Here is a 12,765-nt window from a genome sequence, read left to right on the forward strand (position 1 = left end):
TATATTGGACCGAACGATACAGAATTCACTCGAAGCAACAGGAGCTCAACGATGAACGTCGCCGGCTACATCTTCGCGGGACTGGCCGCAGCAGTGCACGTATACATTTTTGTCCTCGAATCGATTCTCTGGACGGCCCCGAAGACCCGCGCCACGTTCGGCGTGAAGTCCGAGGAAGAGGCGATCACCACGCAGCCGCTCGCCTTCAACCAGGGCTTTTACAACCTTTTCCTGGCGATCGTGTCGGCGGTCGGCATCGTGATTGCGGCGACCGGCTCCGCGTCGGTCGGAATTGCCCTCGTCCTGGCAGGCGCAGGATCGATGGTTGCCGCGGGATTGGTGCTGATTCTCTCGTCTCCCGACAAAGCCCGCGCAGCCGTCGTGCAGATGCTTTTCCCAGCTATTGCCGTTGTTCTGCTGGTAATCCACCTGCTTTGAGTGGTCTCTATCCGCCGCCGAGCACCAGTGATTCGATCAACGCAAAAGCCCCGTTGAGTGCTCCGCAATCGAAGGCTTCGGCCAGGGCGTAACCGATGACAAGTTCGTCGGTGCTCGGCGTACTCGACCAGACTGCGTCGGTCTGTCTGGGATCGGATTCCTCGTTCTTGGAGAAGTGCCCGATCCGCAATCCGTCGCGGGTGAATGCACTGTTCGCGTCGTCGACTGGGGCGAAGTTCAAACTCACGCCGTCGACGAGTGCCGAGACAGAGTACGAGCGACGGGACAGAAACCCTTTGCCGACAGTGAGTTCGACTTCGTCGCCACCGACAGTGAAGAACAAGTCGGCGGCGGCGCGCGTTCCGATGGGTGTGCCTTCACGGCGCGGGGCATCGACTCGACGCGTCAACAGAGCGTGTGAGTTGCCGTTTCGGACGTCGACGACCCCCGTGTCGACATCGAACGAGATCTCGACTTTTCCGTGAATCGGGTCCATTACGGCGTATTTGACCGTCACTGTGCCTACCCCCTGTAAGTGTGAACTCGGGTCCATAATACGTGGTGGGAGCGTTGTCCAGTATGCCCGAATCCAAAAAAATAGTGCCGAATGACGCGCGTTTGCGGCCAAATGCTTCTACGCTGGGTCTTGGGTTTGTTGCGCATCCCACAACGGTTTTTCCCACACCAGACGAGGAGCGCCTATGAGGTTGTCGACTACTTGTTCTGTTGCTACGAAGGCTTGATCAAGCCGGAATTGCCTCTGCCGGATGGTGCTCGAGACCCATCCGGCAGAGGCAATTCTGCATCAGTTCGGGCCTTCAGCCGCCGGCGAATTTTTCCGAGGTACCGAGATCGATCGGCAACGCGATGCCGGTGATCCCGCGCCCGGCCGGCCCCACCAGATAGAACACCGCATCCGCAATCACTTCGGGGTCGACCCACGGGTGGGGCAGCAGATTCAGCTTCGACATGATCGGAGCGGTATCGGCGAGGACAGGATTCTCCAAGTCTGGACGGAACGCACGAACCATCGGTTCGTTGTCGATCATCGTCGTTCGCACATTGCCCGGGTGTACGGAGTTGACTCGGATGTCTGCCCAGCCGAGTTCGTTGGCCAGAGACTTCGCCAACCCCCGAACGGCGTGCTTGGACGCGGAGTAGTGTGCAATCCCCGGCACGCCTCGAAGCCCGGCCATCGAGCTGATCAACACAATGGATCCACCTCGATTGCCGTTCATGATGTGCGGAATCGACACCTTGGTCGTCAACCAGACGCCGGTGACGTTGATATCGATCAGCTCGCGGAACTCTTCGGCGCTCAGGTCCCAGGACAATTTCGCCGACGCCGCGATTCCCGCGTTGGCGATCACGATGTCCAGTCGGCCGAGTTTCTCGACTCCGGCGTCGACCGCTGATTTCAGGGCATCGAGGTCGCGAGTGTCCGCGACGGATGCGACGATACGCCGGCCCTGAGCTTCGACCAGGGCGACGGTCTGGGCGAGGTCGGCTTCGGTGGCCATGTCGTACCCCGCCGTTGCGACCGGCGCGCAGAGATCCACCGCGATGATGTCCGCGCCCTCGGACGCGAGCTTGACGGCATGCGCGCGCCCTTGACCACGCGCCGCTCCGGTGATGAATGCGACCTGACCGTCCAAATTGCCCATCGAACTTCCCCTGCCCGTGTGAATCGCCGAAACTGGAACGTGTTCATACTGCTACGTCCGGAGGCAGACAGACAGGGGAATTCGCTGAATCCTTATCCGCGAAGGAGTTTGGACAACTCGTCCAATACGCTCGCGTCCTCGATGGTGGACGGGACCGTGTACTCCTCGTTGTCGGCGATCTGCCGCATGGTCTTGCGGAGGATCTTGCCGGAACGAGTCTTCGGTAGTGCGGCGACGACGGTGACGTCCCGGAACGTGGCGACGGCACCGATCTGGTCTCGCACCCGCGCGACCAGTTCCTGTCGGAGTGTTTCGGGATCGATGTCGACGCCGGACTTGAGCACGACGTAACCGCTCGGCCGTTGCCCCTTGAGTTCGTCGTGAATGCCGATGACCGCGCATTCGGCGACAGCCGGGTGGCCGGCGACGACGGCCTCCATGCTTCCGGTCGAAAGGCGATGTCCGGCAACGTTGATCACGTCGTCACTTCGTCCGAGCACGAAGACGTAGTTGTCCTCGTCGATGTACCCGGAGTCGCCGGTGAGGTAATACCCTTCGAAAGTCGACAGGTAGGACTTCACGTACCGGTCCTCGTCACGCCACAGTCCGGCGAGTGTTCCGGGAGGAAGCGGCAGGCCGATCACGATGTTGCCCTCGGTGCCCGGACCCACGAGTTCGCCCTTGCCGTCGACGATTTCGACGCGGTATCCGGGGCAGGCGACGGTGGGTGAGCCCGCTTTGATCTCCATCGGTTCGAGGCCGCGCAGGTTCGCGCAGATGGCCCAACCGGTTTCGGTCTGCCACCAGTGATCGACCACCGGGCGATCGAGAATCCGAGTAGCCCACTCGTAGGTGTCGGGATCCAAGCGCTCGCCGGCCGCGAACAGTGTGTCGAGCGACGAGATGTCGTACTTGGCAAGCTCTTTTGCGTCCGGGTCGGCCTTGCGGACCGCGCGGATCGCTGTCGGAGCGGTGAAGAGTGCCGACACGTTGTATTCGGAAATGATGCGCCAGAACGCACCGGCGTCGGGGGTGCCGACGGGCTTGCCTTCGTACATGACCGTCGTGGCTCCGGCGAGCAACGGTCCGTAGACGATGTAGGAGTGGCCGACCACCCAGCCGACGTCGGAGGCGGTCCACCACACCTGTCCTGGGCTGATGTCGTACAGATTCTTCATGGTCCACGTCAGCGCAACGGCATGGCCACCGTTGTCCCGGACGACGCCCTTGGGCTTACCGGTCGTTCCCGAGGTGTAGAGGATGTAGAGCGGATCCGTCGCGGCGACCGACACCGGGTCGGCCGGGGTGGCGTCGGCGATCAGCTCGTCCCAGTCGAACCAGGCTGCGGCACTTGACTTGTAGTCGAAAGCTGCACCGGGAATCTGCTCGCGATTCTTCACGATCACGGTGTGCGCGGGAGTGGCGGACAGTTGCAGAGCCTTCTCGACCATCGGCAGGTACTCGATTGTTCGTCCGGGTTCGAGGCCGCCGGACGCCGTCACGAGCACCACTGGACCGGCGTCGTCGATACGGGTTGCGAGCTCCTTGGCCGCAAAGCCGCCGAACACCACCGAATGCACCGCGCCGATTCGCGCACACGCGAGCATCGCGATCGCAGCCTCGGGGATCATCGGCATGTAGATGATCACGCGGTCGCCCGCCACCACACCCTGATCTTTCAAGACGCCGGCGAAGAGTGAGACCTGCTCGAGCAATTCGGCGTAGGTGTACGTGGCCTTGGTGGGGACCATCGCGGAGTCGAAGATCAACGCGGTCTGATCGCCGCGGCCGTCGCGGACGTGCCGATCGAGGGCATTGAAACTGGTGTTGAGCGAAGCATCCGGGAACCAGCGATAGATCGGCGCGGCAGAATCGTCGAGAGCCCTCGTGGGGGCGACATCCCAGTCGACGGCCCGCGCAGCGTCGAGCCAGAACTTCTCCGGCTGATCCATGCTCTCGCGATATGCGTCGGCATACGTGGTGTGGGACGCCTGCTCGGAAGAGCTCATCGACGTGTGTCCTCTCGTGAACTTCGCTTACCGGTGACCTGAAACACCTTAGGTCACCGTCAGTGCGGTGCGCCTCAGTAGCGGTGCGGGTACCGTCCCTTTGCGCCGGGCGGGCCTGTCCCGTCGGCCAGTGGCGCGCAGGGGTGGGATAGGGCAGGGACTGAAAGGGGGGATCGATGTGACAGGTGCAGCGCAACGCGCAGGCTTCTGGGGAGTCCTCGCTCTGCGTGACTTCCGACTTCTGTGGACCGGCGACGCAGTCAGCGGTATCGGAAACGGTGTCACGACCGTCGTACTGCCGCTGATCGCGCTTCGCGAACTGGACGCGAGTAGCTTCCAGATCGGTGTGCTGGCATCAGCAGTGTGGTTGCCGTGGTTGATCGTCGGACTACCAGCCGGTGCCTGGATCGACCGGCTGCCTCGGCGCCCGATCATGATGATCGCGAACGCTGCGTGCGCTCTGTTCTTCGCGAGCCTCGCGATCGCCGGCTTCCTGGAGGCGATGACATACGGCCACCTGCTCCTGGTCGCGCTGCTCACCGGTACAGCCACCGTCTTCTTCCAGGCGGCCTATCACTCGTATCTCCCCACGGTGCTCGCCGAAGCGGATCTTGTCGAAGGGAACTCGAAGATTCAGGGCGCTGGCCGCAACTCGGGTGATCGGCCCAAGCGTCGGTGGGCTGGTGGTTGCAACTGTCGGGCTCGCGGCCGGTCTGGTTGTCGACGCGTTCACGTTCGCCTTCTGCTTTGTATGCATCTGGCTGATTCGTGTGCAGGAGACCGTCCATCGCGGACAGAATCAGCGAGAACCGTTGCGACGCCAGATTGCGCTCGGACTGCGATTCGTCGCCGGTGATCCGTATCTGCGGTCGATCGTCGTCTACGGCACTCTGCTCAATTTCGGTCTCACCGGGTACTCCACGATCCAGATCGTGTTCCTGGAAAAGACGCTTGGCGTGGGGGAGTTCGGACTCGGGCTTCTCTTGGCGATTGCCGGGGTGGGCGGAATTGTCGGATCGATGATCGCGCGCCCGCTCGGCCGCAGATTCGGCACTGCCCGAAGCGTTCTCATCTGTCAGTTGGTGACGGGACCGTTCATCCTGTTAGCACCTCTGACGACGTACGGTGCCGGCCTGTTCTGGTTCTGCATCGGCGGCATGGTGATGGTTGCGGGCGTCGTGTCGTGCAACGTGGTGCTCGGCAGTTTCCGTCAAAGTTACTGTCCGCCGGACCGCCTCGGACGAGTGGTGGCAACGAGTATGTTCCTGCTGCACAGCAGCATTCCGCTCGGTGCGCTGACGGCAGGCTACCTCGGCGACGCAGTGGATCCGCGCGGGACGATGTGGATCATGGCCTGCCTGATCGCGCCGTGCGGATTGGTCCTGCTCTTCAGCCCGCTCCGCGGGATCCGCGATCTACCGAGTCGGCCTGCGGTCCCACTGCGGTAGAGGATTACTGCGGTAGAGCTGCGGCGGACTCTTCGCTTCGAATCGCGATGCGGAGAGTCGCGAGCATGAACAGTGACACCGCGAATCCGAAAAGCGCGCCGAACTGGTCCTGTGTGAACAGATAAACCTGCGTCACCAGGAGGCTCACGATGAGGGATGCACGCAGGAGCCTTAATGCTCGCAGGTACGGACCTCGGAAGAGGAACCACACTCCCAGAACCACAAGAACTCCGGTTGCGACGGTGGAGATCTGGACCACCAGGTCGGAGACGTCGTCGGCCTCGACGACGTTCTCGGAAACCAACGCGTAGATCACCTGGACAATCGCCAGAAGAGCCTGCAGTACGAACAGGGTCAGTACCAGTCGGCGGACGACCCGGTGCCGGAGCAGTTCCTCGGCACGGTGGAAGAACGCGTTGCGGCCACGAGTGATCTTCGATTCGATACCGCCGGTCGGCGGAGTCTGTGAATGCAGGCCGGCTTTGATCGAATCGACGAGGTCGGTGAGGCTGCGGTCTTCGACGCCGTCGAGTACGCGGAGGGCGTGGTTGTACTGGATCTCGTCGAGCTGACCGAGAGCGAGGTCCGAGAGCGCTCGCGCCCCGATGGCGAGCCGATGACGATCATTCATTCCGCGCCGAATCACCACCTCGCGCGCGGCAAGATAGAAGAGAACGAAGACGACGTACATGATCGCGATGGCAGGCTGGTAGAAGTAATCGACGTCGGCGGTGACGAATTTTCCGACCTCGTCGATAAAGAGACCGAATCCGAGTCCGCCGACGAGCGTGGCCAGGTCACGCGTGCGAGAGCCTTCGGTGATGGCGGTCGCGACGATGGCGACGGCCATCAGCAATCCGCCCCAGAGAACGTGTGCGATGTGGAGGGCGCCGCCCCCGATCTGGGGATAGCCCGTTGCCGCCAGATAAGCGCGGGTGATCAGCACGGTGGCGATGCCCGCGAACAGGAACAATTCGAAACGAGCGAGTGCCGCGCGGTCGTAACTGTGCGGCAGCGTCAGCGCATTCCGGTCCTTCGTCGTCATTGCGGAACTCCCAGGTTTCGATAGCGCGCGATACGGGAGGACTGGCGATCGGTGTCCGACTCTTCGGCAAGCACGAAGAGTTCGTGCGCTATCGCAGCCCCTACCCTCTTGGAGAATTCCACGGGTTCGTCGGCCGCGTCAGGCGTTTCGGGAATGATCGCGTCGACCACGCCGTCTCGAAGCAGATCCAACGAACGAATGCCCTGCGCTGCCGCCATCTCCGGTGCGTGACTGATGTCGCGATGGACGATCGCGCTTGCGCCTTCCGGTGGCAGGGGAGCGAGCCACCCGTTCTGTGCCGCGAGTACCCGATCGGCGGGCAGCAGCGCGAGAGCCCCACCGCCTGTTCCCTGGCCGAGCAACACCGACACTGTCGGGGTCTTCAGCGTCACGAGGTCGGCGATGCAACGGGCGATCTCAGGGGCCAGTCCACGTTCTTCAGCTTCTTTGGACAGCGACGCGCCCAATGTGTCGATCACGAGGACAAGCGGGAGTTGTAGTTCTTCGGCAAGTTTCATGCCCCGTCGCGCTTCCCTGAGCGCGGCCGGTCCCATCGTGGTGAGCGCGGATTGGCCACTGCGGTCCTGGCCGAGCAGGATGCACGGAAAGCCCCGGAAGCGGGCGAGCGAGAGCAAGATCGTCTTGTCGGTTTCACCCTGCCCGGTGCCGCTGAGCGGTACCTGTTCAGTTGCGGCATGGCGGAGCAACTGCCGGATGCCGGGTCGATCGGCCCGGCGCGAGAGCATCACCGACTGCCAGGCGGGAACATCGGGAATCTCGGGTGAGGGAATCGGGTCCGTGGCCGCCGGGGCCGGGGGATCGGTGAGCACGCACAACGCTCGGTTGACCAGCAGACGGAGGCGGTCGACGGGTACGACGCCGTCGATAACGCCGTTGCGATACAAGTTTTCGGACGTCTGGATACCGTCGGGAAACTTTTCGCCGTACAGGGATTCGTAGACACGGGGTCCGAGGAATCCCACCAGAGCACCGGGTTCCGCGACGGTGATGTGGCCGAGGGATCCCCACGAGGCAAAGACCCCGCCGGTGGTGGGATTGCGCAGGTAAACCAGGTAGGGCAGGTGTGCCGCTTTGTGAACAGCCACTGCCGCAGCGATCTTCACCATCTGAACGAACGCCACGGTGCCCTCCTGCATCCGCGTTCCGCCGGAGGTTGGCGAGGCCAGCAGCGGGAGTTGTTCTGCCGTAGCACGTTCGACGGCGGTCACGATCCGCTCGGCCGCAGCGACTCCGATGGAACCGGCGAGAAAGCTGAATTCACAGGCAATTACCGCGACCCGACGTCCCCGAACGGTACCGACACCGGTGACGACGGACTCGTCAACTCCGCTCTTCTCGCGGGCCTTCGCCAGGTCTTCCGCGTATTTCGCGCCAGGTCCGACGTCGACGGGCGGGGAGTCCCAAGAGACGAAGCTCTCGGGATCGAGTACCGCAGTGAGTAGTTCTTCGGCCGAGATTCGCACAACGTCCTCCAAGTAAGCAGCACCCCGTCCAGGATGAACCTACCTGGGCGGGGTGCTGCCGTGATCGTGTGGCGTCAGTTGTGCGCCGGATAAATCAGCGTCCGAACGCCTCTTTCCACGAAACGACCTTGCCGATGCGAAGGATGGAGCGCTGGTAGATCTTTGCCGCGATCATCGACAGCGCAGCAGTCACGACCAGCATCAGCAGAATCGTTCCCACGATCTGGAACGGAGAAGCAACACCGGCGGAAATGCGCAGGGGCATGAGGATTGCCGAGAACGGCGGAATCCAACTCAACACGTTGCTCAGGGTTCCTTCTGGATTGCTCACCGAAACGAAAGCCACGCTGACCATTGCCATGACGAGCAGCGCGAGAGGCATCGCGGTGGCGTTGACGTCTTCCTGTCGCGAGACCATGGACCCGGCCGCGGCGTACAGCACGGCGAAGAAGAGGAAGCCGAGAATGAACCACCCGAGAGTGCCGAACAGAACGCCGATTGCGGTGCCCGTCACGGTCAGGACGCCCGTCGCCAGTCCGGTGGCGACGCCCGCGACGGCATAGGCAGCCATCTGCATCAGGCCGACAGCACCGATTCCGAGAACCTTGCCCCACAACAACTGCAGTGGACGGAGAGTGGAGAGCAGCAACTCGACGACACGGCTGGACTTCTCCTCGACGACGCCCATCGCCACGTACGTTCCGAACAACAGGATCTGCATGTACAGGAGCACCACAGCAGCGATCGACATCGCTATACGTTGGCCCTGTTCGGGATCCGGGGGATCGATGGCATCGATGGTGACCACTGCGGTGGACGTGGCTTCGGCGAGCTGAGCCGGGTCGATCCCCGCAGCGGAAAGCGCATTCGATTGTGCCTGCTGTGCAACGGAACTCTCGATGACGGCCCGCAGATTCGTGGCTACTTCCTTCTTGGTCACGACAGTGACACCGCCGCCCGATCCAGCGATCACGGCCACGTCGAGGTCGCCGTCCTTGACTTGATCACGTGCGGTGCCGTCGTCGGAAACCTCCGTTACCGTCACCGGATTTCCGAGGGTGTCGCCGATGGACACCATCGTGGCACTGAGTGATTGGTTGCCGACCAAGCCGATCTTCGACTTGTCCTCGTCGCCGCCGGAGAAGAGCGAGAAGGCGATGATGCCGCCGATGATCGCGACCAGAATGATGACGTTGCTGATCACAAAACTCTTCTTCGAGATCTGCGTCATGAATTCGCGTCGGGCGACCAACCCGATGGCTCGACCTCCGCTCAACTGGTTGCTCATGCGGCTACTACCTCTCGGAACAGATCGGTCAGTGACGGACGTCGTAGCGTGAACTCGTGCACCGGTCCGGTTTTCAATGCTGCGTGCAGGATCTGCTGATCGTCGGCCGTGCCGTCGACGCTCAGGAGCGTTCGGCCGTCGAGGTGGCTCAGTGTGGTGACACCGATCAGATGGTGTGCCCAACCGACCGGCGCGTCAGGGGCGAAGACTTCGATTCGGCCGTCGCCCTTGCCTCGTAGCTCGTCGACGGTTCCGATCTCTCGCATGCTGCCGCGGCTGATGATGCCCACGCGATCGCACAGGCGCTCCACCAGATCCAGCTGATGGCTGGAGAAGATTACGGGAACGCCGGTGCGAGCCTTCTCGACCAGCACGTCACTCATGACATCGACCGCTACGGGGTCAAGGCCCGAAAACGGTTCGTCCAGAACGAGTACCGATGGGTCGTGAACCAGCGCCGCCGCGAGCTGCACACGTTGCTGATTACCGAGGGACAGGGAATCGACGGTGTCCTTGACGCGTTCGGCGATGCCCAGACGTTCGGTCCACCGCTCAGTGGCCGCGTGCGCGTCGGCCTTCGAGAGTCCGTGTAGCTCGGCCAGATAGGAAAGTTGCGCTCCCACCTTCATCTTGGGGTAGAGGCCGCGTTCCTCCGGCATGTATCCGATAGTGCGACGCACGTCGAGGTCGACAGGTTTGCCGCCGAGGCGAACTTCTCCCGAATCTGCTCCGAGCACACCCAGCGCAATGCGCATCGTGGTCGTCTTGCCGGCGCCGTTGCTGCCGACGAATCCGAAGATCTCGCCTGGGCGCACTTCGAAACTCAGGTTGTCGAGTGCGACGACGTCGCCGTAGCGTTTCGAGATGCCGTCGATCGTGAGGGTGGCTGACATGGGTCCTTCCCATCGGTCGAGTGGTGCGCTTCGGTAATACGGGTCAGAGATCGAACTCTTCCGAATCAATCGGATCCGGGTCTGGATTGGTCCACGAGAGAATCATCGCGGGCGTGCACGCGCCGATCAGCATTGCAGTCAGTGCCAATAAACCTCCCGTGTAAGGCAGCCTCTCTACATTCCACTGCACCGACGAGGTGAAAATGAGGAAAATGGCGACAATGAAGACCAACGTTTGGGTCACGCTGAGCCCGACGGAGCGAGCGTCGTTGCGTTGCTGGATCTCCCATTCGTCCAACGCCTGCCGCGGAGCATCCCCTTGCCGGCCCGACACGATTTGAAGTGAGGACCACGTCGGCAGGAACAGCAGGGTGAGGACCGGCCATGCCACGGCGAAGAGCGGATTGAACAGGCATGCTGTGCTGACGGCAACCATCGTGGTGAACAGGACCGCCAGGGCGACGACGAGTACGCGCCGACGTCGACGGGTTCGCCAATTCGGGAGCCAATGTCGGAACGTCTCCTCGTTCTGCAGGAACCGCCGAGTGCGGTGGGCCTGGTAGCGGTCGATCAGATTTGATTCAGGCACTTGGCTTTTCACTCCCCTCGGTAGTGCGGTCAGATCGGTAGACCTCCGTCGACGGTGCATTCCGGTAGACCTCCGTCGACAGCGGCCCGAACTCCGTCCGGGAGAACACCGCCTCCACCGGGAGGTCGAACACCCAGCAGATTCGGAATGCAAGATCCAGGCTGGGGTAGTGGTCACCGCGTTCGAGTGCCCCCACCGTCTGCGGATTCACGTCGACGAGTTGCGCAAGCTGTGCCCGGCTCATCTTCCGCTCGGCGCGAAGCACTCCGATGCGATTGAAGATGGGGAGCGCGTCTCCCCGCCGGACTGGGCTCATGCATCAAAGTGTTGTAAAAACCCAACAGTTTGTCAACACGAACCGCGATTGTTCCGCTTCTGGGGCGTGCCGGCGGATAAGGTTCGGGCAACGGAAGGGGCTTGGCATAGTGGTCGAACAGTTGGTGCTCGAAGAGTCCGGCCTGGTCGTGCAGGTGTGCGAGGATGGTAGCTACTGCGTGGGACCGCAAGGGCGCGAAGCGGTCTGGCGCGATCCGATGGAGAAGGGTGCAGTCATCGGTATCGGGCAGCACACTCCGGGGGATGTGGAAGGCGAATCGTGGTGGGTCGTGTACGGCCAGTCGGACATCGGGGCGGACGTCACCGTTCGACTCGAGGACGGGTCGCACGTGCCGGTTTCGCGCCTCGGTGAGATCTTCGCCAGTGAATGGGTGAGTACCCCGCAGCAGGCGTTGCTGTACCGGTCCGATCGCCCGGTGGAGTCGCAGCCCACTAAACTGTCTGTGCTGTTCGCCAGGCCGAAGTTCATGCCCAAGGCGGCGTTTCCGGAGAATGATCGCTTGTAGTTGAAGCGAGCTGCCGTCGGGAGGCTGGCAGCCATTTTCTCGAAACATTACGGTACGTACTGTACTGTTTTGGAATGACAACTTGGCCGAACGACCTCGCAGTAGTGCAAGTGCGCGTAGCGCGACCCACCGACAGGCTCGACGACGTGATTGCGTTCTATCGCGACTGTCTGGGATTGCCAGAGCTCTACCGGTTCTCCGGTCATGCCGGGTACGACGGAATCATGCTGGGTCTGCCGGATTCGAACTATCACCTCGAATTCACGACCCACGAAGACGGAAGCTCGTGCCCGGCGCCGACGCAGGACAACCTGTTGGTGCTCTACTTCGCCGGCGAGTCGGCGATGTACGAGGTAGTTCAGAGGTTGGGGGAAGCAGGGCACGAACCCGTTGGCGCCGAGAATCCGTACTGGGAGGAGAATGCGGGGATGACTTTCGAAGATCCCGACGGCTGGCGTCTGGTGCTCATGCCGCGGCCGGTGCTGTAGATGGTGCGCGCCCGCGACGAGCGGATCGACGACGCCGTTCTGGCGGCAACCCTGGAGTTGTTGGGGGAGAACGGATATGCGGAGCTGTCGATCGGTTCGGTGGCGACGAGAGCGGGCGTGCATCGACCCGCCATCTACCGGAGATGGCCGTCGAAGCGGCATCTGGTGGTGGACGTCGTCGTGGCGCACATCGGCACTGATCCAACGCCGGACACCGGCGATCTCAGGGCAGACCTGGTCGCCGGCATCACGACATTGGTTGTGGGGCTGAGCGAAACGGTAGTCGGGCGGATCCTGCCCGCGTTGGTCGCGGATCTGGCGGCGGACCCGGAATTGGCGCGGGATTTCCAGTCGGCATTCTTTCAGCCACGACGCGATTCCACTGCGGCAGTGCTGGAATCGGCGCGCCTACGCGGCGACATACGGAGCGACTTCGACCTGGACTTCGTCCTGGACGCGCTGGCGTCGCCGATCTATTACCGAGCGTTGTTCCGTCACTTACCGCTGGACGCGCTCCTGGCCGAGCAGTCCGTCGATTCTGTGCTGCTGACGTTGACTCCCCACGAAAATTCTTGAA

14 protein-coding genes and 1 pseudogene are annotated in these 12,765 nt (G+C 62.4%); 6 read left to right on the forward strand and 9 right to left on the reverse strand.

The window, feature by feature from the left end:
* Nucleotides 1–51: 51 nt before the first annotated feature.
* The gene (locus tag ATN37_RS28490) at nt 52–438 is read left to right on the forward strand and encodes a DUF1304 domain-containing protein (protein ID WP_007733422.1); all 387 of its coding nucleotides are present in this window, start codon (nt 52–54) and stop codon (nt 436–438) included.
* Nucleotides 439–445: 7 nt separating this feature from the next.
* On the opposite strand, the gene ATN37_RS28495 is transcribed toward ATN37_RS28490, so the two are convergent.
* The 3 genes from ATN37_RS28495 to ATN37_RS28505 form a co-directional block, all read right to left on the reverse strand.
* Nucleotides 446–955, reverse strand: a complete 510-nt coding sequence (locus tag ATN37_RS28495; protein ID WP_223304422.1) for a hypothetical protein — start codon at nt 953–955, stop codon at nt 446–448.
* A gap of 301 nt (nt 956–1,256) precedes the next feature.
* Nucleotides 1,257–2,102, reverse strand: a complete 846-nt coding sequence (locus tag ATN37_RS28500) for a mycofactocin-coupled SDR family oxidoreductase (RefSeq protein ID WP_007733421.1) — start codon at nt 2,100–2,102, stop codon at nt 1,257–1,259.
* A 92-nt stretch (nt 2,103–2,194) separates the two neighbouring features.
* Entirely contained in the window at nt 2,195–4,111 is a 1,917-nt protein-coding gene (locus ATN37_RS28505; protein WP_218695930.1) for a propionyl-CoA synthetase, read from the reverse strand.
* A 178-nt stretch (nt 4,112–4,289) separates the two neighbouring features.
* Between ATN37_RS28505 and ATN37_RS32820 the strand changes: the two are divergent.
* Both ATN37_RS32820 and ATN37_RS28510 read left to right on the forward strand, forming a co-directional pair.
* Nucleotides 4,290–4,664: pseudogene (locus ATN37_RS32820) on the forward strand (MFS transporter); the annotation flags it as partial.
* A gap of 130 nt (nt 4,665–4,794) precedes the next feature.
* Entirely contained in the window at nt 4,795–5,559 is a 765-nt protein-coding gene (locus ATN37_RS28510; RefSeq protein ID WP_308125239.1) for an MFS transporter, read from the forward strand.
* A 4-nt stretch (nt 5,560–5,563) separates the two neighbouring features.
* Here the strand turns inward: ATN37_RS28510 and ATN37_RS28515 are convergent, their stop codons facing one another.
* The 6 genes from ATN37_RS28515 to ATN37_RS28540 all read right to left on the reverse strand — a co-directional run bounded on the left by ATN37_RS28515 (nt 5,564) and on the right by ATN37_RS28540 (nt 11,174).
* On the reverse strand, nt 5,564–6,604 hold the full coding sequence (locus ATN37_RS28515; protein WP_058037839.1) for a hypothetical protein: 1,041 nt from the start codon (nt 6,602–6,604) through the stop codon (nt 5,564–5,566).
* Nucleotides 6,601–8,088, reverse strand: coding sequence for a carboxyl transferase domain-containing protein (locus tag ATN37_RS28520; RefSeq protein WP_058037840.1), 1,488 nt, complete (start codon nt 8,086–8,088; stop codon nt 6,601–6,603). The genes ATN37_RS28515 and ATN37_RS28520 overlap by 4 nt, the downstream gene beginning before the upstream one ends.
* Nucleotides 8,089–8,182: 94 nt before the next feature.
* On the reverse strand, nt 8,183–9,376 hold the full coding sequence (locus ATN37_RS28525; protein WP_007733417.1) for an ABC transporter permease: 1,194 nt from the start codon (nt 9,374–9,376) through the stop codon (nt 8,183–8,185).
* Entirely contained in the window at nt 9,373–10,269 is an 897-nt protein-coding gene (locus ATN37_RS28530) for an ABC transporter ATP-binding protein (RefSeq protein ID WP_003939757.1), read from the reverse strand. Before ATN37_RS28530 ends, ATN37_RS28525 begins: the two co-directional genes overlap by 4 nt.
* Nucleotides 10,270–10,312: 43 nt before the next feature.
* Complete coding sequence (locus tag ATN37_RS28535; protein WP_003939943.1) at nt 10,313–10,858, reverse strand: hypothetical protein; 546 nt, start codon at nt 10,856–10,858, stop codon at nt 10,313–10,315.
* On the reverse strand, nt 10,851–11,174 hold the full coding sequence (locus tag ATN37_RS28540; RefSeq protein ID WP_003940147.1) for a helix-turn-helix transcriptional regulator: 324 nt from the start codon (nt 11,172–11,174) through the stop codon (nt 10,851–10,853). Before ATN37_RS28540 ends, ATN37_RS28535 begins: the two co-directional genes overlap by 8 nt.
* A gap of 109 nt (nt 11,175–11,283) precedes the next feature.
* Here ATN37_RS28540 and ATN37_RS28545 point away from each other — a divergent pair, with 109 nt between their 5' ends.
* From ATN37_RS28545 to ATN37_RS28555, 3 genes are all read left to right on the forward strand, one after another.
* Nucleotides 11,284–11,700, forward strand: coding sequence for a hypothetical protein (locus ATN37_RS28545; RefSeq protein WP_083056918.1), 417 nt, complete (start codon nt 11,284–11,286; stop codon nt 11,698–11,700).
* Nucleotides 11,701–11,774: 74 nt separating this feature from the next.
* Nucleotides 11,775–12,188: a VOC family protein gene (locus ATN37_RS28550; RefSeq protein WP_064073992.1), complete on the forward strand. Its 414-nt coding sequence runs from the start codon at nt 11,775–11,777 to the stop codon at nt 12,186–12,188.
* Entirely contained in the window at nt 12,189–12,764 is a 576-nt protein-coding gene (locus ATN37_RS28555) for a TetR/AcrR family transcriptional regulator (RefSeq protein ID WP_007733408.1), read from the forward strand.
* Nucleotide 12,765 lies beyond the last annotated feature (1 nt).

The sequence above is a fragment of the Rhodococcus sp. MH15 genome, assembly GCF_019266045.1.
GTDB classification, from domain to species: Bacteria; Actinomycetota; Actinomycetes; order Mycobacteriales; family Mycobacteriaceae; genus Rhodococcus_F; species Rhodococcus_F qingshengii.

Excerpts from the sequence above, each read along its gene's own strand:
- ATN37_RS28555 (WP_007733408.1), top strand. The coding sequence starts at position 12,189 with ATGGTGCGCGCCCGCGACGAGCGGATCGACGACGCCGTTCTGGCGGCA.
- ATN37_RS28505 (WP_218695930.1), bottom strand. The coding sequence starts at position 4,111 with ATGAGCTCTTCCGAGCAGGCGTCCCACACCACGTATGCCGACGCATAT.
- ATN37_RS28490 (WP_007733422.1), top strand. The coding sequence starts at position 52 with ATGAACGTCGCCGGCTACATCTTCGCGGGACTGGCCGCAGCAGTGCAC.
- ATN37_RS28525 (WP_007733417.1), bottom strand. The coding sequence starts at position 9,376 with ATGAGCAACCAGTTGAGCGGAGGTCGAGCCATCGGGTTGGTCGCCCGA.
- ATN37_RS28515 (WP_058037839.1), bottom strand. The coding sequence starts at position 6,604 with ATGACGACGAAGGACCGGAATGCGCTGACGCTGCCGCACAGTTACGAC.
- ATN37_RS28530 (WP_003939757.1), bottom strand. The coding sequence starts at position 10,269 with ATGTCAGCCACCCTCACGATCGACGGCATCTCGAAACGCTACGGCGAC.
- ATN37_RS28550 (WP_064073992.1), top strand. The coding sequence starts at position 11,775 with ATGACAACTTGGCCGAACGACCTCGCAGTAGTGCAAGTGCGCGTAGCG.
- ATN37_RS28500 (WP_007733421.1), bottom strand. The coding sequence starts at position 2,102 with ATGGGCAATTTGGACGGTCAGGTCGCATTCATCACCGGAGCGGCGCGT.
- ATN37_RS28540 (WP_003940147.1), bottom strand. The coding sequence starts at position 11,174 with ATGAGCCCAGTCCGGCGGGGAGACGCGCTCCCCATCTTCAATCGCATC.